The organism is Fibrobacter sp. UWT2, from assembly GCF_900142545.1.
In the GTDB taxonomy this organism is placed as follows: Bacteria; Fibrobacterota; Fibrobacteria; order Fibrobacterales; family Fibrobacteraceae; genus Fibrobacter.
This window is the reverse complement of record NZ_FRBF01000004.1, coordinates 140,473-157,551: the sequence shown is the minus strand read 5'-3', so window position 1 is coordinate 157,551 and position 17,079 is coordinate 140,473. Positions and strand designations below refer to the sequence as shown.

Genomic DNA, 17,079 nt, shown 5'->3' with positions numbered 1-17,079 from the left:
ATTAGGCTACAAATAACCGCGTATTTTTCCTATATTTACCCCCGAAAAAACTAGAGGATATTATGTCTCAATTCAACGCCCATTTTAGGAACATCAACGGGGACGATACTTACCCGCTGACCGACGTCATTTACCGCAGCAAGGTGGACGGTAGCCTGCTCGAAGTCGAACACGACCGCGCAGCCCTTGCCAGCAAGAGCCCCGACGAATGGAAGAAGCTCTTTGCCGAACGCCGCATGAGCTTTGAACCGGCCGACATGAGCGGTATTTGGAGCAAGCGCGAAATGGTGCTCCCCGACATGCCGATTGAAGATATCGTCACAATGCGCGAAGGCTGGAGCCCGCTGTTTGACGCCGCTCCGCTCGCAAAAGAAATGGGCATCAAGAGCCTGAAGGTCAAGCTTTGCGGCAACTCCCACACGGGTTCTTTCAAGGACCTCGGTATGACGGTTCTCGTGAGCCAGGTGAACCACATCATCAAGAAAAAGATTCACGAAATCGACGCCGTGGCTTGCGCTTCTACCGGCGACACCTCTGCCGCATTGAGCGCCTACTGCGCCAAGGCCGGCATCCCGAGCATCGTGTTCCTGCCCGCCGGCAAGACGAGCGTTGCCCAGCTGATCCAGCCGATTTCTAACGGCAGCATCGTGCTCGCCCTCGACACCGACTTTGACGGCTGCATGAAGATTGTTCAGCAGGTCACTGCCGATAATCGCATCTACCTCGCCAACTCCATGAACAGCCTCCGCGTGGAAGGCCAGAAGACGATTTCTCCGGAAATCTGCCAGGAAATGGGCTGGAAGGTTCCCGACACCGTGATTATCCCGGGCGGAAACCTCGGCAACGTGAGCGCACTCGCCAAGGGTTTCGAAGACTGCAAGGCCATGGGCCTTATCGACCGCATTCCGCGCATTATCGTGGCCCAGGCCGAAAACGCCAACCCGTTCTTCCAGGCTTACGAACGCGGCTTTGACAAGCTCGTTCCGATGCAGGCTAAGAAGACTCTCGCTAGCGCTATTCAGATTGGTAACCCGGTCAGCTATCCGAAGGCCGTACGCGCCATCCAGAAGACGAACGGCATGGTCGTGAGCGTCACTGAAGAAGAACTTGCCAACGCCGCCCACCGCGGCGACCGTATCGGTCTCTACTGCTGCCCGCACACTGGCGTGGCACTCGGCGCCCTTGAAAAGCTCGTTGCCGCAGGCAAGATCGATAAGGAAGAAAACGTGGTCGTCATCAGCACGGCACACGGCCTCAAGTTCACCGAATTCAAGGTCGGTTACCACGAAAAGAAGCTGGAAAACATCTGCTCCAAGTTCGCGAACCCCGTGTTCAAGGCTCCGGCAGACCTCGGCGCTGTCATGGACATCTTGAAGAAAGAAATGGCTGAAAGACGTCGCTAATGCGACAGCATTAGCAAATGGCTTTCAGACGTCGCTAATCGACAAGTCGAAGGCCCCAAACCTTAGAAAAGCTCCGCATTTCTGCGGAGCTTTCTTGTTTTAGGAATTCTGTGCAGAATCTAGTCTTTCGCCGATGACTAGGCTCAAATAGGCAATTGCGGCCGATACCGATGCGACAACGCTACCCGAACCGTAGAACATGACTCCAAACACAGCCGGAGCGAGCATCAGGAGCGAAGAAAACAGGATATTGTTATTTACAATGCTAAAACGATTCATAATTTACCTCTCTTTTACGCATACAAATATACCTTTAAAATTGTGACAAAAATTGTCATTTTCGGCATTCATTTTTCGCTGAATTGCGTGTAGGGCGGCTTAGTCATGGTAATTTGCACTAGTACAGTGGACGCATCGTCCCCCTTTTACTATCTTTGCACGCGCAAAAAAGGTGTAAAATGAGCGAAAACTATAAATACGGTTTTGTAACGGATATCGAGAACGAGGCCTTCGAGAAAGGTCTGAACGAAGATGTTATCCGCAGGGCATCCAAGCTCCGCGGTGAACCGCAGTTCATGCTCGATTTCCGACTGAAAGCGTATGAAAAGCTCAAGACCATGGAGCAGCCGAACTGGGGCGAACTGAGTTTTGCTCCGGTGGACCTGCAAGACATTGTCTACTACTCCGCCCCGAAGACCAAGAAAAGCCACGAAAAGATTGAAGACGTGGATCCGGAACTCTTGGCCACCTTCGAAAAGCTCGGCATCCCGCTGGACGAACAGAAGAGACTGGCCAACGTGGCCGTGGACGCGGTCTTTGACTCGGTGAGCATATACACCAGCCACAAGCGCAAGCTCATGGAAATGGGCATTTTGTTCTGCAGCATTAGCGACGCCATCAAGGAATACCCCGAACTCATCGAGGAATACCTGGGAAGCGTGGTGCCGTCTGGCGACAACTACTTTGCGGCCCTCAACAGCGCAGTCTTTGGTGACGGAAGTTTCGTCTACATTCCGCCTGGAGTCAAGTGCCCGATGGATCTTTCCACCTACTTCCGCATCAACAACAAGGAAGCAGGCCAGTTCGAACGTACCCTGATTATCGCTGATGAAGGTGCGAGCGTCAGCTACCTCGAAGGTTGCACGGCGCCGGAATTCAGCAGCAAGCAGTTGCACAGCGCTATCGTGGAACTGGTGGCGAAGGATAACGCCAGCATCAAGTATTCCACCGTGCAGAACTGGTACGCGGGCGACCGTGAAACGGGAGCCGGCGGTGTGTACAACTTTGTCACGAAGCGCGGTAAGTGTGCCGGCAAGAACAGCCGCATCAGCTGGACGCAGGTCGAAACAGGTTCTGCCATCACTTGGAAGTATCCGAGCTGCGTGCTGCTGGGCGACAACTCCGTCGGAGAATTTTACAGCGTGGCCCTTACCAACGGGCACATGCAGGCCGATACCGGCACCAAGATGATCCACATTGGCAAGAACACCAAGAGCACCATCATCAGTAAGGGCATCAGCGCCGACTATTCTAGCAACGCCTACCGCGGCGAAGTGAACATTCACAAGTCGGCCACGGGTGCCCGCAACTACACCCAGTGCGACAGCATGCTCGTGGGTGACAAGAGTGCGGCTCACACCTTCCCCTACATCACCGTCGCTAACGCCAGCTCCACCACCGAACACGAGGCAACGACCAGCCGCATCAGCGAAGACCAGCTTTTCTACTTCGAAAGCCGCGGCATCAAGCGCGAAGACGCCATCCAAGCGATGGTCGGCGGATTCTGCAAAGATGTATTTAAAGAGCTCCCGGGCGAATTCGCCACGGAAGCCCGTCAGTTACTGACACTTAAACTCGAACATTCTGTAGGTTAGCGGCAATCTATCGAGCCACGACCTGCTTGCGGATTTTTTCCGTAAGTTCGCGGCCGCCAAGCTGCGCAATGCATTCAAAAGCAAATTCTTCGGCAGAGCCTGCGCCACGGCTCGTGACGATGTTCCCGTCTACGACCACGCGGTCTTCAACGAACTTTTTACAGACAAGTTCACTTTCGCAGCCCGGGAAACAGGTCGCAGTCTTATCGGCAAGGATTCCCGCCTTGCTGAGTACCAGCGGAGCCGCGCAAATCGCAAAAATCCACTTGCCTTTGTCGTTGAATTCGTGAATAACTTTTTCCACTTCGGCAGAAGCCTTCAGATTCTTGACGCCAATGCCGCCGCCGGGCAAAAGAACGCCGTCAAAAGCGGCTGTATCGGCACCCGAAAGAGCAAAGTCGGTCGCAATCGCAAGGCCATGGGCACCCACCACTTCGGTGTTGCCCGAAATAGACGCCAAGGCAACATCGATTCCAGCACGCTGCAAGTAGTCAAACGGGGTCACAAACTCGGTTTCTTCGAAACCATCAGCCATCAAGAAAAGTATTTGCATATTAAACCTCTTTTTTATGAAATCTAATTAAAAATCATTAGATCCTTCGACTCCGAACCTATGGTTCTTCGCTCAGGATGACACAACACCAACTTTCTCTCGTCTTTCGTCTCTCGCCTCTCGTCTAAAATTCTATCTTTGGGCCATGAATTTCAAGGACCGCATTATCCGCGCTACGGGCAAGAAGACGCCCTTCCGCCTGATTGTCGTCGACTTGACCGCGACGATGAACGAAATCGGCAAGAAGCATAACGCACAGGGTTTCGCCCTCAAACTCCTGGCCGAAAACTCCATCGCAAGCATTTTCTTGAGCGCCTCGCTCAAGTTCCCGGGCACAGTGAGCTTTACCACCCGTTTCTCGGGCGAAATCACGTTGGTGCAGTCGGACTCCACGCCGCAGGGCTTGGTCCGCGCCATGATTCCGCAGCCGGAACTCCAAGCTGTTGGCGGTAACGAACCCGCCCTGATTCCGCAGAGTGTACGCGTCGTCAAACTGAACGAACAGGGCAAGCGCGTCCACGAAAGCATTATCGAGGCTCCCGCCGTATCGATGGGTCAGAACCTCGCCACCTACCTTTTGCAGTCCGAACAGATCCGCTCGGCCGTGGGCATCGAAGCCGCCTTCAATAAAGAAGACCCGAGCAAGCTCGACTACGCCGCCGGTTTCTACATCGAAGCCTTCCCCGACCTCGAAGACAAGGACATCAACCTGATCGAAGTCATCATCCAGAACTTGCCGAAGTTCTGCGACATGAACACGCCCGAAGGCTTTGACCTCGACGAACTGTTGGACCAGCTGCGCGGCCCCTACGAAATCGACATCGTCAAAGAAATCGACCCCAAGGCCTACTGCCCCTGCAGCCGCGAACGCACCGTGGCAACGCTTGCAACGCTCCCGCTCAAGGACTTGCAGGATCTCGAAAAAGAAGGCAAGGACCTCGAAGTGATTTGCGACTTCTGCCGCACCCCGTACCAGATTACGATTGCGGACCTGAGAGAAATTATTAAAGACCGGAAGAAATAGCCCTATGTTTACCAAGCAATGTGTCGTTACCCTGGACCTTGAAGGAGTCCTCGCCCCTGAAATTTGGATCGCCGTCGCCGAAAAGACCGGCATCAAGGACCTGCGTCTCACCACCCGCGACATTCCCGACTACGACGTGCTCATGAAGGGCCGCATCAAGATTCTCGAACGCGAAGGCATCAAGCTTTCGGACATCCAGAACGTGATCGCAAACCTCGGCTTGCTCGACGGCGCCCGCGACTTTATGGACAAACTCCGCGACGAAGCCCAGGTGATTATTCTTTCGGACACGTTCCAGGAATTCGCCTACCCCATCATGAAGAATCTCGGATTCCCGACCATATTCTGCCACAACCTGGAAGTCGAAAACGACATGATCAAGGGTTACCACCTGCGACTCACCGACCAGAAGACGAAAGTCGTGAAGCACCTGCAGGACCTCAACTTCAAGGTATTCGCCTCGGGCGATTCCTTCAACGACACGGGCATGCTCAAGCAGGCCGACAAAGGCTGCTTCTTCTGCGCCCCGGACTCCATCGTTGCCCAGTTCCCGCAGCTCGAATCCACCAAGACCTACGCCGAACTCCTGGAAAAATTCCACCAGTTCCAGGCAACTCTGTAATTAGTAGACAAGGGTTCTGCCCCCTAAAACTGAATTTTTCAAACAGCGGACGCTGACGCCGGCGTCCTTGTAGTTTTCGAACAATGTCGCTGCATCGTTTTCGTATCGCAGAACCAAGGTGATTGACTCATCGTCATCGACCTCGGTGGCGCTCCAGAAGAAGGCTCCCGAACTGACAAACGACTGATGCGTCTTGCCCTTTTGCGGGAGGCGTACGCCGCCCGGCAATGCGGTAAAGCCGTAATCATCGGTACCGTCTTTGTAATGCCCTTTATCGCTCCAAGTATTCGTGGCCTTGAGAATCTTCCCTGCCGTGGCAGAATCTCCGACAAATTCAATCAAAGTATTCCATTCCGCCTGGCTTGGCAAGCGCCAGCCGACGGGGCATGCGGTCTTTGCTTCGTCCCATGAATAAAGACAGCCGTACAAGGTAAGGTATTCCATTTCTCCGCAGATGCTGTTGGCCGTTTCATAATCAAGGTTTTCGGCCATCCAGACTTGATTGCCAATTTTCACAGTCTTGTAGGTCTTGCCATCTCGTAAATCTTTAACCGTATTCGATACGGGATTATATTCGCTAGCAGCCTCATTACCAGAACCGCCGATAGCTCCGGTAGAAGAACCGTCACCGCTACAGGCAGCTAGAAGAATCAACGCTGCCATCGCCAAAAAAATTTTCACAACGCCTCCCATTTTCCAAAGAAATTCAAATATACAAGACAAAAATAGTTTTTCACGACCAAGAACAAAATAAGACCGATAAAGCGCACACCCTTTCGGGCGCATTGTTTTATATTTAAACAAACAAAAAGGAGAACATATGAAACTCTACACAACAGACTTTATCACCGGCAAAGAAATCGAAACGCTTCAGATGGTGCGTGGGAGCGTGGTCTTTAGCAAGAACGTGGTGCGCGACGTATTTGCCGGGCTCAAGACGCTTGTAGGTGGCGAAATCGCCGGCTACACCGAGATGCTGAACGACGCTCGGAACATCGCTATTGAACGTATGGAAAATCAGGCCGGAATGATTGGGGCAGACGCCATCGTGAACGTGCGCTTCGCAACCGCCTCGGTGATGGCAGGCTCCGCAGAAATCATTGCTTACGGAACCGCCGTCAAATTCAAGAAGTAAAACAAAAAGCCGATGGAATCGCTCCACCGGCTTTCTCTCTCAGAGAAGAACTGACTTAATTTCCCGAAATTTCCTTAGCCTTCGCCTCGATTTCGGCGATGGCTTTTTTGCGGCCTTCGGCGAAGTTTTCGTTGTTCAGCACGATGTTCACGAATACGGAGCCCGCGACCACGGCGTACACATGCTTGCTGAGCACCTTGGATTGCTCTCCATTGCGGATACCGAAGCCACCAAGCACTTTTGCGCCACCCTTACCGACCGTGTCGATAAAGTCGAGTGTTGCCTGGTCAATGGTAGTTTCGCTACCGGTCGTACCCGCGCGGAGTGCTGCGTAAATGTACTTAAAGCCCTTGGAAGCCATCGTTTCGAGGCGTTCCTTGGTCATGCTGGGGGCCGCCACCGGAATGTTTTCGAGGCCGTGCTTCTTGCAAGCTTCAGTCAGACCTTCGTCACCGTCGAACGGCAAGTCCGGAATGATGCAAGCGGAAACGCCCACGTCCTTGCACATCTTGACGAAATTTTCGACGCCGGGGGTAAAGGCGAGCGAGCCGTAAGTCATGATGTAGATTGGCGTTTCAGGGTGACGATCGTGAATCCTCTTCACGATTTCGAGGCCCTGCTTGGTGGAGTACCCCTTGTCGAGAGCGATGGTCGAAGCCGTCTGAATGGCAGGGCCGTCGGCACTCGGATCGCTAAAGGCAAGCTGGATTTCAAGAATGTTGGCGCCACCCTTCACAAGTGCGTCGGCGATAGCGATAGAAGTTTCTGCGTCAGGAAAACCCGCAATAAGATGAGACATTAAATTCATGGTGATTACTTCCTTGTCATAATTTCGGCGTCGTGGATGTCTTCGTTGTTTTCGAGGCGAACAAGTTCTGCCTTCAGGAATTCCTTCCACTTTTCGGGGCGGAACACGGGGCTTGTGATAAAGATGTCCTTGTCGCCGCGGCCACTCATGTTGATGACAAGCGCCTTGTTCTTCGGAAGTTCCTTTGCAATCTTCATGGCGGCAGCACCTGCGTGAGCGCTTTCGAGAGCAAAGAGAATGCCTTCGTTGCGGGCAAAGAACTTCACCGCTTCAAGAGCTTCCTTGTCGAGAATTGCCGTGAATTCCACGCGGCCAGATTCGCCGAGGGCGGCAAGCTGCGGGCCGATTCCCATGTAGTCAAGGCCTGCCGAAATAGAACGGGTCGGCAGCGACTGACCGTCTTCATCGATGAGGAAGCGGCTCTTGTAACCCTGCAGAATACCTTCGCGGCTAGCGTTACCCGTCATGCGGGCGGCGTTTTCACCCTTGTTCGGACCGATGCCACCGGCTTCGGCACCAATCAAGCGCACATTCTTGTCTTCGATAAACGGAGTGAACACGCCGATAGAGTTGCTACCGCCACCCACGCAAGCGACCACAGCAGCGATGTCGATATTGCGTTCAGCAGCCTGGCGCTTGACTTCTTCACCGATAATGGACTGGAAGGTACGAACAATATCCGGGAACGGAGCCGGACCGAGAGCAGAACCGAGCACATAGTGCGTGTTCTTGAAATTCGTAGCCCAGTCGCGCATGGCTTCGTTCACGGCATCCTTAAGGGTGCGGGCACCGCTCGTGACCGGCACGACCTTGGCGCCGTACATTTCCATGGTCGCCACGTTCGGCTGCTGGCGGCGAACGTCCACCTCGCCCATGTACACCACACATTCAAGGCCTAGCTTGGCGCAAGCGGCTGCAGTGGCAAGGCCGTGCTGACCGGCACCCGTTTCGGCGATGATGCGGGTCTTGCCCATCTTCTTGGCCAAAAGGCACTGACCGATGGCGTTGTTGATCTTGTGCGCACCGGTGTTGGCAAGGCCTTCGAGCTTGATGTAGATCTGAGCGCCGCCCAGGAGTTCCGTGGCGGTCGGAGCAAAGTACAGCGGCGTTTCGCGGCCAATGTAGTCGCGCTGAATGATACGGAGCTCTTCGAGGAATTCCGGATCATGGATGTACTTGTTGAAAGCCGCTTCGAGGTCGTCGAGCGGACGGCGGATGATTTCGGCAACATACTTGCCGCCGAACTTGTCAAAGAAACCGTTGTCAGAGGTTATGAGGTGTGAGGTCGCGCCTACGGCGCTTTGAGGTGTGGGGGTTATAGTTGCGTGAGTCATTTTGAGCGGAGGGGTTGGGGTTAAAAGTTCTCAGGGTAAAAATTAAAGGCCTTCGGTGAGTCCGAAAGCCTTTTACAAAACACTTGATGAAATCAGCAAAACGGACTCTATTTAGTAGAGCCCCACCACCAGCGGTTGAAACGGATTGCTGAATTCATCTTCATGTGCGCTAATTTAGGAAGTCTAATTCTATTTGGCAAGGGGTTGAGCTGAATTTTTTTCTATTGCATCCGTAACCATGGGTACTACGTGCGTCTTGCGGCTCAACGTTTCCGCAGAATAGCAAATTCCGTCTTTCACGGATTCCCCGAATGCGCTTTCGGCGATTTTCTTCGCCTTTTCAGCATAATCGCCTACCCCATAGTACAAAATATAGGTACCGGCATTCAAATACAGGCTATCTTCCGAAGCCGCCGGATCCGGATTTAGCGTATGCAAGTCCACCTTAGACAATAGAATATCACGGTCCTTTTCCTTGGCAATTTCCGGCATGACCGCAAACATCCGTTCAAAAAATTCATCCTTGGTCGAATCGTCATACCAATTTTCACTCGCGATACCCAAATCAAAGCCGCCGATAGTATAATCCTTATAATCCGCCAGGAAAATTTCCTTGTCGGTCATCCCGCTCATATCGTGTGAAGCGTCAGACATTCCCCTAAAAAGACTCCGCACACTATCTGAGGACATCTTAAGCAGATTCATCAACTCACCGAGCACAACGCTATCCGCACGGGTCGTATTTACCTTGGTCAAGTTCCGCGTATCAGAGAGAATCCCCGCGAGCAAGATTTTAGCAACCTCATCGTCCAACTTTACATCAGCCTCCTGATAAAGATACTTTATCAGCGTACAAGTAGACCCCCAAAGTTCTCGCCGCACATAAGCAGAAGAATCCGCATCAATATCCCCCGGCGTATGGTGATCGATAATCTGCAGAATTTTCGCCTCATGCGCCCCGTCAACAGACTGTACGTACTCAGCATGGTCGGTCAAAATGAGCCTAGTACCAGGCTTCACCGACACCATTTCATCTGGCAATTCAAATCCCAACTGTTTCGCAACGAACTCTGTCTCTCGATTAACAGGACTCGAAACCTTCGCAACCGCATTGTGCCCCATGGCACGCATCAACGCCGCATAAGCCAAGGACGACGTCACCGCATCCACATCGGGAGTCTTGTGCCCGAACACATACGTCGTATCATCCCCCCAATCCATAGCCGCGATACTTTCTTTAAATTCAAAATCACACTTACAACTCGCATTCTGCCCAGTAGAAGAATCATCTCCACAAGCACATATCAGGGTTCCCATCGCCACCCCCAAAAACAAATTCGACAAAAATTTATCTTTCATGCCATAAATATAAGAAAGACTCTCGACAATCGAGAGTCTTCTGTTAAACACTTGATGAAATGGCAAGCCTAAATCCCTCCTTGAGAACCTCGTCGATAGCGGCGCTAGCGTCAAAGCGGATTGCCAATTTCATCTTTATGTCTTCAATATATATACTAATCCGTTGTCTGTCAATAGGTTAGCGTAAGATTTTTGTAAAAATTTCTTTTTTCCGTAAAACCCAAATGGTGATTTTTATCATTCTGTCGAAATTAGCGTTTTTTAAGCACTTGAATATGGCAAATGGTTTAAGTATATTTACAAAAACTCCTTCCCCTAACCGAGGACCCCCATGAACAAAATATTGTTCATCATGGCCGTTATGTTGGCCGCAACAGTTTCTTTTGCAGACGGTCTCTGCGTACAATTATGCGTAGATTGCTCCCTAAATCCTGAAAACGAGACCTGTTCCAAGGTCGATCAAGTCTGCGGAAACTGCCCCGTCATTTTGGACAGTTTGAAGCAGGATTCCCTTGCCGCCGTCGCTCGTGCAGATTCCCTGGAACAAGAAAAAGCACGCAAAGACTCCCTGCAAAGCATCGACGTTCGCAAATTAGCAGACATTATACAGAAAAACTGCAAAAGCGACACCTGCACTTTTGAGGTAACCGTAGACAACGGCCAATTAGGGCATATCCGCGCCAAGAAGGGAAACAAGGCCGCAGTCACAAAAGAGCCCGAACAAACTCCGCAAGAATCTCTTCTGCCGCCGATCAGCGAAGAATGCAAAAACTTCTGCGGTTTATGCGACTCCGAAAACCAGGGCGAATCCAGTTCAACATGCGAAAAAGTCGAAGCACAATGCAAATGTTCCGCATACGCTGAACAGGAACGCATGCTTGCTGAAAAAGCAGTAGCTGACAGCATCGCCGCCGTCGATAAATTTCTCAATCAAATGCAGACCGTTCAAGCATCGGCAAATTCTGTTTTTGAATTCTGCAGCAAAAAAGAGCATGCTGAACCTTGTAGTGTCTTGGTAAAAATAAAAAGCGAAGACATGTCCTTAATCGAAATTCAGGACCTCGCCCAAAAGCCTATTGTCGAACAAGACTCCACTGTTAATGAGGCTCCTAAAGACAGCGTAATTATTGCCGCCACCCCCGCAAAAGATTCTGTCGCAAAGGATTCTTCCACCAAATTAAATAAGCACGCTAACCCCTACATGGGACTCTCTATCGCATTCGAAAGCTATCTAGAAAAAGAGTTTGCGAACTACAACGTGCATCCCGACAAGCAATGGGGCGTAAATCTGGGATTTATGATTCGCTCGTATTTTTACAACTGGGGAAGTTTCCAGACAGGAGCGAATCTAGTTTACCATCATGCAGAATATGAATTTGAAGGCTACGATTTGTACGGTTATTTTTCCGGAATCAGCAATAGCGAAGGCGGAATCGATTACCATAACCTTATGCTCGAAATTCCCTTACAATTTCGTTTCGGTTTCCCCCTCGATAAGGCAGGAACAATCAGTCCCTTCATTAGCGCCAGTGTCCATGTGCGTAAACCGATTTACATCTGGGCGGAATATGATGTCACTTGGGAATGGCGATACGATGATTACAGCATAGACAAGTCCCACAATGACTTTTACGCCGCATCCGATTGGGAATTGTTGACCTATGTTGGTTTCGGCATAGAACTTTCCAGACGCGTATCGCTACAATGGCAGTTCCTGCCTGTTTCGATCGTCACCAATATCGATACAAACAACAACTATTACTGTGACGATTCAGACGGTCTAACCTGGCGTATCAGTATGGATTTCGCATGGTAAAAGGAGTGTAATATGAATTTGTTGAAATATATTAGCCCCCTTTCATTTGCACTCATCCTTGTCGCATGTGCAGACGAGAGCCCGCTGGACATCATCGAAGATGATATTGACGAAGCAAGCGATCGAGCATTCTCCAAAGCAAACAATGACGAAGACAGATCAGATTGCAAAGATGGGACCAACTGGGATCTCACCGTCGAAGAATGCTGTGAAAAATATGGTTACCAATGCGAAAAGACTGAAGCCAAAAAGTGCCTCTACGGGACCAGTTCACATTCCGATTCCTGGTGTTGCACTAATTACGGCTACCAATGCAGCTATGGTTACAGTAGCTCTTCCGCAAAATCCAGCAGTTCGGCTTATGTTAGCGAAGCCGACAAGTGCTACTACGGAACCAGCACTAAGAGCAACACCTATTGCTGCAACAACTACGGCTACCGTTGCGAATACGTTTACAGCAGTTCCAGCGTAAAGACAGAAGTGGTCGAAGCCCATACTTCAACGGAAAAGACCATGAAATTCACGCTCACCTATTACAAGCAGAAATCCGCCGACTGGGACGGCATTTCTGCTGGCGGTAGCTACTCCGACGGTGACCCGACCATAAGCTTTTCCATTTACTTTATCGCATCTGGCGGCCAAACCACATCTAAGTCTACGGGCAACCTGCTTTCCTTGCAAGACCAAGGATCTTGGAGCGGTTCCAAAACCTCGACTTTTGATGTTCCCATCGGAACACAAGACATCAAGATATGTCCTAACGTGATCGACAAAGACGCTTTTGACAACGACAATATGTCTTCTGGTTATTGTTACACAAAAACAAATATCGGCTATTTAACCGACTATTCAGCCATTGAACAAAGTGATTACAATTCATCTAAGTACGAACTCGAATGGGAATGGTACCTGTATTAAGGAGAGACTCTATGAAAAAAATCTCTTTTGCCATACTTCTCTGTATCGGACTCCTCATGAGTTCTTGCGCCACGCTCATTCCCCCTCGCCATCCGGATTTGTCCCGCGAAGAATTTCAGGGAATGGTTTCTGGCAGTAGCGAAAAAACGGCTTGCTACGAAAGTGGCTTTCGTGGAGGAATGCTGTTTCTGGATCTCTTTCTAGGAGCACCCCTCATTTGGATTCCCGTTGTTATTGACGGCGTCGGAGGGCGTTTTACCGCTTATTATTACGACCATGACCGGTGTGAAGAAGTCAAGGAGCAGGAACGCAGCGCAAGACTTGCTCGCGATTATGGGCAAAAAGTCGAAAAAAATGAGCCCGTTCAAGAACCCGCTCCGCGACCCGCTAAAGCCAGCCACACAAAAGTAACAAAAACCGTCATCATCGAAACAGAATCCGATGATGACGAATACGAAGTCCTTTACTAGAATTTAGGGCTTGTGAATCACTTCTCAAGCGCGTTGAACAACGCGCTTATTTTTTGTGCATTCTTGATGCCGGGTGCGTCTTCGACACCGCTGGAGACATCGACGAGTTCCGGGTGGAACTTTTGGACAATCGCGCCCACATTTTCAGGCGTGATGCCGCCAGCAAGCCAGAGCGGTAACTCGCCCGCTTTTTCGCGAAGCAGGTTTTCGGGAATGGTCTTGCCCGTACCGCCAGGGATTCTTTCGACCTTGGCATCCAAGAGAATGCGGGGTTCGCCATTCTTGCGGAGAGCAGCTACCTTGTCGAAATCGGATTCTTCGCCAACACGGGCGGCACAATAGTATGCAAAGTCCGCATTTTTCGGTTCGACACCATGAAGCTGGACTGCATCAAGCACGCCTTCTTTGGCAAGCTTAATAGCGGTTTTGCCTTCAACGGATTCGGGATCGGTGATGACGCCAACAAGGAGCGGAGATCCTTCGACTCCGTTTGCACTGCGCTCAGGATGACACACGCGGATCTTTTCGGCAAAACTGCGCACGAATTCTTCAGTAGTCAAGCGCTTGGTAGTGCTGAACACGAATCCGAGCATATCGGCACCGAGTTCAGCGGCAAGCTTTCCATCTTCGTCGCGGGTAATGCCACAAATTTTAACGAGCGGGCCCGCCTTTTTGACAGCCTTGCGCTCTGCAAACTTTTTCCAGAACTTGCCGCGGGCATTTTCGGAGCCCGATTCAAACGCATGCACCACTTCTTTAGCAAGCGGTGGGTTCTTGGCAACAGCCTCGCCCACCAAGATTCCCGTAAAGCCGAGGTTGCGCGCATAAGTCGCATCGGCCGGGCATAAAATTCCAGATTCAAAAACAGCCTTGGCCGGAAGTTTGCTACGCACCGACGCCGGCACCAGCAGGTCCGTATGGAAGGTCGCCAAATCGCGAGAATTCACGCCAGCGACAATCGTCTTGGCAGCAGCTTCGCCAAGGGCTTCGGTCACGACTTTCAGCTTGCGCAAGTCATCGACTTCGCGAACTTCGACAAAAGCCTGCATGTCAAAAGACTGCGCACGTTTCGCCATCTTCACAAGCTGTTCATCATCCAAAATACGGGCAATCAAGAGCACCGCATCGGCACCGCAACGGTAAGCAATATCGATTTCATCCTCGAACAAGAGGAAATCTTTGCGAAGTACGGCACACGCATGCAAGCCCTGCTGACGGCGGCGTTCCATCAAGTCGGCAACCGCAATCAAGTCGCGGAGCGAACCCTTAAAGAAATTGCTTTCGGTAAGCACCGAAACTGCCTGCGCATGGGCCTCGGCATAAGTCGTCGCCAGCGCTACGGGGTCCAAGTCCGGCGCAATATCGCCCTTAGAAGGCGATGCTCGCTTGACTTCAAGAATCGCACCGGCGTTCCCAAGAAATTCGGTATGACCGCCACGGCGTTTTTCGGGAATTTCAATTCCGAAATTCAAACCCAACCGCGAAATATCTTCGCGGCGCATACGTACGATTTTGGCTAAAATGTCTTCGCTCATGAATTTCCCTTAGGCTTCAAAGTCAAGGCTTTAGAGAAAAGATAGGAAATTATGGCCGACGCCAGGATAGAAAGAAGCGTGGGGCCAAGAATTACAGAATCCAGGTGCGACGTGACTTGATAAACGGCAAAGCCCACCAACCATGCGAATAAGTTCAAAATCCAGTACTTATGGCCCACCTGGTGATTTTTCGCCAAGAAAAACGAAACCAGGAGTACAGCCGCCATCGGGGCAAACACCGAGGCAATCAGGTAAAGGAATCCGATGTAATGATCCATAATGCCCGAAATGGCAAGGACTGCGCTGATACCGCTCACCACGACACCCGTGATTTTCGGATTCAACTTATGGACAATGGCCTTGGCCGATTCGCCAGCAGAGTTAGCCGCCAAGAAGTTGGTGGTCACAGTCGAAAGCACAACGATAATGATTCCCGGGATTCCAAGGCCCGCAAGCAAAATGGCGCGGGCGATATCGTTACCGACTCCGGCTGCCGCAATCTGAAGCCCAATAAAGTACATCCAGAAACTTGCCACCGAGTAGGCAATCGCAGAGACCGCCGTAGCGCGCGTCGGCTTTTCGACATCCTTGGTGTAGTCCGAAATCACCGGCAACCAAGAAAGCGGAAGCGCCATCGAAATTTCAAAGATATTCCAGAAGCTCAGCGCATGTTCTGCAGCAGGCGCACTCGATGTTCCGACACCGAACAACTTGGCCGTCAGCACAATCAAGAGCACCGTCAGAACCGCCATCACCACCGTCGTGACTTTCGCAAAACGGCGAAGCCCCACAAAGACCCAAATGGCAATCAGCACCGCAAGAATCACGCAAGTCAGCGGGAAAGAAATCGGGAGATTGAGACCCGCCAAGACAGACGCCCCTTGCGCATTCAGCACAGCAATCCAAGCAATCAACTGGAACAAGTTCAGCGAGGCGAAGAACTTAGAACCGTAAGAGCCGTAGACAGATGCGGTCGTTTCCATGGCATTCAGGCGGACGCGGGCGCCGATAAGGCCCACGAAGAACAGCAAAATGCCGCCCAGAATATGGCCCAAAATCAGCGGGAGCCAAACAGAATCGTAAGAGGAGGCAGCCCCGATTTCAATACCGGCTTCGATTTCGGAAACCGAGATAGCCACCCCAAACCAGATGACTCCATTCGTTAAAAGATTCGTGCGCTTTTCCACAATGCACCTCCATAAATTCTAAAGACAAGCCAATAATAGTAAAGCCCATCTTAGAACTCAAGGAATAGTTTAATACTTCTTTTTGATGTTCTGTTATAGTTCGTAGCTATTACGACGAACAGGTCGCCAGGTAACGTTGCAGTTCTTCAACATAGCGTTCGCCCACCAAGCCAAGCAGCATGTTGCGCTTTGCGATGTAGCCGATTTCCATAACGCGGCGGGATTCTTCGCTCTTGTCCTTGAAGGGCACAGCCAAGTAATCGGAACCGTTCAGCTCTTCGCAGATAATGCCGGAGCAAAGCGTGTAACCGTTCAGGCCAATCATCAAGTTCAGCATGGTGGCACGGTCGTTTGCCTTGATGGTTCGCTTGTATTCGTTCGTACTCAGGATTTCTTCGGCAAAATAAAACGAGCTGTTGTCACCCTGTTCAAAAGAAAGGCACGGGTATTCGGCCAGTTCATCGAGCGTAATGAACTTGTTGTTGGCAAGCGGGTGGCCCTTCCACAAATACACATAGGCCTTACAGTCGATGAGCTTATGGAAAGCGAGGTCGCGAGCATTCAGCAAATTCATGATAATCTTGCGGTTGAAATCGCTCAGGTAAAGGATACCGATATCGCTCTTGAAAGAGGCCACATCTTCGATGACTTCTTTGGTGCGGGTTTCGCGGATAGCAAATTCGTACTTGTCGGTATCGAAGAGTTTGACCGTTTCCACAAAGCTCTTGACCGCAAAGGAGTAATGCTGCGTCGAGACGCCGAACTTCTTTTTGCGCTTGCCGATTTTGCCGTACTTGTCGAGCACCGATTCGTAATGGTGGTAAAGTTCGCGGGCGTAGGCAATGAATTCTTCGCCTTCGTTAGTGAGCTTGACGCCACGACTGGTACGGTTAAAGATGAGGATGTTCAGTTCATCTTCAAGGTCCTTGATGGCAGCGGTCAGCGACGGCTGCGAAATATAAAGCTTTTCGGCGGCCTTGTTAAAGGAACCGGTTTCTGCAATGCCGATGGCATAACGTAATTGTTGTAGAGTCATGTGGA

17 protein-coding genes are annotated in these 17,079 nt (G+C 51.1%); 8 read left to right on the top strand and 9 right to left on the bottom strand.

Features of this window, described 5'->3' with window-relative positions:
• Positions 1-62 precede the first annotated feature (62 nt).
• Positions 63-1,403, top strand: a complete 1,341-nt coding sequence (gene thrC, locus BUA40_RS04065; RefSeq protein ID WP_072798661.1) for a threonine synthase — start codon at positions 63-65, stop codon at positions 1,401-1,403.
• Between the two features lie 99 nt (positions 1,404-1,502).
• On the opposite strand, the gene BUA40_RS04060 is transcribed toward thrC, so the two are convergent.
• A complete protein-coding gene (locus BUA40_RS04060; protein ID WP_072798660.1) occupies positions 1,503-1,682 on the bottom strand; it encodes a hypothetical protein in 180 nt (59 codons plus the stop codon).
• A 155-nt stretch (positions 1,683-1,837) separates the two neighbouring features.
• Between BUA40_RS04060 and sufB the strand changes: the two genes are divergently transcribed.
• Positions 1,838-3,277 carry a Fe-S cluster assembly protein SufB gene (sufB, locus tag BUA40_RS04055; RefSeq protein ID WP_369827591.1) on the top strand — a complete coding sequence of 480 codons (1,440 nt, stop codon included), beginning with the start codon at positions 1,838-1,840 and terminating at the stop codon, positions 3,275-3,277.
• 7 nt (positions 3,278-3,284) lie between these two features.
• Here sufB and BUA40_RS04050 read toward each other — a convergent pair whose 3' ends face one another.
• Positions 3,285-3,830, bottom strand: a complete 546-nt coding sequence (locus BUA40_RS04050; protein ID WP_072798657.1) for a DJ-1 family glyoxalase III — start codon at positions 3,828-3,830, stop codon at positions 3,285-3,287.
• Positions 3,831-3,975: 145 nt separating this feature from the next.
• On the opposite strand from BUA40_RS04050, the gene BUA40_RS04045 reads away from it, so the two are divergent.
• Both BUA40_RS04045 and thrH read left to right on the top strand, forming a co-directional pair.
• Positions 3,976-4,854 carry an Hsp33 family molecular chaperone HslO gene (locus BUA40_RS04045; RefSeq protein ID WP_072798654.1) on the top strand — a complete coding sequence of 293 codons (879 nt, stop codon included), beginning with the start codon at positions 3,976-3,978 and terminating at the stop codon, positions 4,852-4,854.
• 4 nt (positions 4,855-4,858) lie between these two features.
• Positions 4,859-5,476: a bifunctional phosphoserine phosphatase/homoserine phosphotransferase ThrH gene (gene thrH, locus BUA40_RS04040; RefSeq protein ID WP_072798651.1), complete on the top strand. Its 618-nt coding sequence runs from the start codon at positions 4,859-4,861 to the stop codon at positions 5,474-5,476.
• Here the strand turns inward: thrH and BUA40_RS04035 are convergent, their stop codons facing one another.
• Positions 5,477-6,139 carry a fibrobacter succinogenes major paralogous domain-containing protein gene (locus tag BUA40_RS04035; protein WP_178299535.1) on the bottom strand — a complete coding sequence of 221 codons (663 nt, stop codon included), beginning with the start codon at positions 6,137-6,139 and terminating at the stop codon, positions 5,477-5,479.
• Positions 6,140-6,296: 157 nt separating this feature from the next.
• Between BUA40_RS04035 and BUA40_RS04030 the strand changes: the two genes are divergently transcribed.
• Positions 6,297-6,611 carry a YbjQ family protein gene (locus BUA40_RS04030; RefSeq protein WP_072798645.1) on the top strand — a complete coding sequence of 105 codons (315 nt, stop codon included), beginning with the start codon at positions 6,297-6,299 and terminating at the stop codon, positions 6,609-6,611.
• Between the two features lie 55 nt (positions 6,612-6,666).
• On the opposite strand, the gene trpA is transcribed toward BUA40_RS04030, so the two are convergent.
• The 3 genes from trpA to BUA40_RS04015 form a co-directional block, all read right to left on the bottom strand.
• On the bottom strand, positions 6,667-7,419 hold the full coding sequence (gene trpA / locus BUA40_RS04025; protein ID WP_072798642.1) for a tryptophan synthase subunit alpha: 753 nt from the start codon (positions 7,417-7,419) through the stop codon (positions 6,667-6,669).
• Between the two features lie 5 nt (positions 7,420-7,424).
• Entirely contained in the window at positions 7,425-8,753 is a 1,329-nt protein-coding gene (gene trpB, locus BUA40_RS04020) for a tryptophan synthase subunit beta (RefSeq protein WP_083585256.1), read from the bottom strand.
• A 189-nt stretch (positions 8,754-8,942) separates the two neighbouring features.
• Positions 8,943-10,112 (bottom strand): DHH family phosphoesterase, encoded by a 1,170-nt coding sequence (locus BUA40_RS04015; protein WP_255369197.1) that lies wholly within the window; start codon positions 10,110-10,112, stop codon positions 8,943-8,945.
• A gap of 352 nt (positions 10,113-10,464) precedes the next feature.
• Here BUA40_RS04015 and BUA40_RS04010 point away from each other — a divergent pair, with 352 nt between their 5' ends.
• From BUA40_RS04010 to BUA40_RS04000, 3 genes are read left to right on the top strand one after another with little or no spacing between them, the layout of a single operon-like run.
• On the top strand, positions 10,465-11,928 hold the full coding sequence (locus BUA40_RS04010) for a porin family protein (RefSeq protein WP_178299534.1): 1,464 nt from the start codon (positions 10,465-10,467) through the stop codon (positions 11,926-11,928).
• Between the two features lie 12 nt (positions 11,929-11,940).
• On the top strand, positions 11,941-12,846 hold the full coding sequence (locus BUA40_RS04005; protein ID WP_072798637.1) for a hypothetical protein: 906 nt from the start codon (positions 11,941-11,943) through the stop codon (positions 12,844-12,846).
• A gap of 11 nt (positions 12,847-12,857) precedes the next feature.
• Positions 12,858-13,316, top strand: a complete 459-nt coding sequence (locus BUA40_RS04000; protein WP_072798634.1) for a hypothetical protein — start codon at positions 12,858-12,860, stop codon at positions 13,314-13,316.
• 17 nt (positions 13,317-13,333) lie between these two features.
• On the opposite strand, the gene BUA40_RS03995 is transcribed toward BUA40_RS04000, so the two are convergent.
• The 3 genes from BUA40_RS03995 to BUA40_RS03985 form a co-directional block, all read right to left on the bottom strand.
• Entirely contained in the window at positions 13,334-14,851 is a 1,518-nt protein-coding gene (locus tag BUA40_RS03995; RefSeq protein WP_072798632.1) for a phosphoribosylanthranilate isomerase, read from the bottom strand.
• Positions 14,848-16,038, bottom strand: coding sequence for a cytosine permease (locus tag BUA40_RS03990; RefSeq protein ID WP_083585255.1), 1,191 nt, complete (start codon positions 16,036-16,038; stop codon positions 14,848-14,850). Before BUA40_RS03990 ends, BUA40_RS03995 begins: the two co-directional genes overlap by 4 nt.
• A 109-nt stretch (positions 16,039-16,147) precedes the next feature.
• Complete coding sequence (locus BUA40_RS03985) at positions 16,148-17,074, bottom strand: LysR family transcriptional regulator (RefSeq protein WP_072798628.1); 927 nt, start codon at positions 17,072-17,074, stop codon at positions 16,148-16,150.
• Positions 17,075-17,079 lie beyond the last annotated feature (5 nt).

What these genes read in the sequence shown, in the direction of transcription:
- thrC (WP_072798661.1), top strand. Translation starts at nt 63, where the DNA reads ATGTCTCAATTCAACGCCCATTTTAGGAACATCAACGGGGACGATACT.
- BUA40_RS04060 (WP_072798660.1), bottom strand. Translation starts at nt 1,682, where the DNA reads ATGAATCGTTTTAGCATTGTAAATAACAATATCCTGTTTTCTTCGCTC.
- BUA40_RS04050 (WP_072798657.1), bottom strand. Translation starts at nt 3,830, where the DNA reads ATGCAAATACTTTTCTTGATGGCTGATGGTTTCGAAGAAACCGAGTTT.
- BUA40_RS04045 (WP_072798654.1), top strand. Translation starts at nt 3,976, where the DNA reads ATGAATTTCAAGGACCGCATTATCCGCGCTACGGGCAAGAAGACGCCC.
- thrH (WP_072798651.1), top strand. Translation starts at nt 4,859, where the DNA reads ATGTTTACCAAGCAATGTGTCGTTACCCTGGACCTTGAAGGAGTCCTC.
- BUA40_RS04035 (WP_178299535.1), bottom strand. Translation starts at nt 6,139, where the DNA reads ATGGCAGCGTTGATTCTTCTAGCTGCCTGTAGCGGTGACGGTTCTTCT.
- BUA40_RS04030 (WP_072798645.1), top strand. Translation starts at nt 6,297, where the DNA reads ATGAAACTCTACACAACAGACTTTATCACCGGCAAAGAAATCGAAACG.
- trpA (WP_072798642.1), bottom strand. Translation starts at nt 7,419, where the DNA reads ATGAATTTAATGTCTCATCTTATTGCGGGTTTTCCTGACGCAGAAACT.
- trpB (WP_083585256.1), bottom strand. Translation starts at nt 8,753, where the DNA reads ATGACTCACGCAACTATAACCCCCACACCTCAAAGCGCCGTAGGCGCG.
- BUA40_RS04015 (WP_255369197.1), bottom strand. Translation starts at nt 10,112, where the DNA reads ATGAAAGATAAATTTTTGTCGAATTTGTTTTTGGGGGTGGCGATGGGA.
- BUA40_RS04010 (WP_178299534.1), top strand. Translation starts at nt 10,465, where the DNA reads ATGGCCGTTATGTTGGCCGCAACAGTTTCTTTTGCAGACGGTCTCTGC.
- BUA40_RS04005 (WP_072798637.1), top strand. Translation starts at nt 11,941, where the DNA reads ATGAATTTGTTGAAATATATTAGCCCCCTTTCATTTGCACTCATCCTT.
- BUA40_RS04000 (WP_072798634.1), top strand. Translation starts at nt 12,858, where the DNA reads ATGAAAAAAATCTCTTTTGCCATACTTCTCTGTATCGGACTCCTCATG.
- BUA40_RS03995 (WP_072798632.1), bottom strand. Translation starts at nt 14,851, where the DNA reads ATGAGCGAAGACATTTTAGCCAAAATCGTACGTATGCGCCGCGAAGAT.
- BUA40_RS03985 (WP_072798628.1), bottom strand. Translation starts at nt 17,074, where the DNA reads ATGACTCTACAACAATTACGTTATGCCATCGGCATTGCAGAAACCGGT.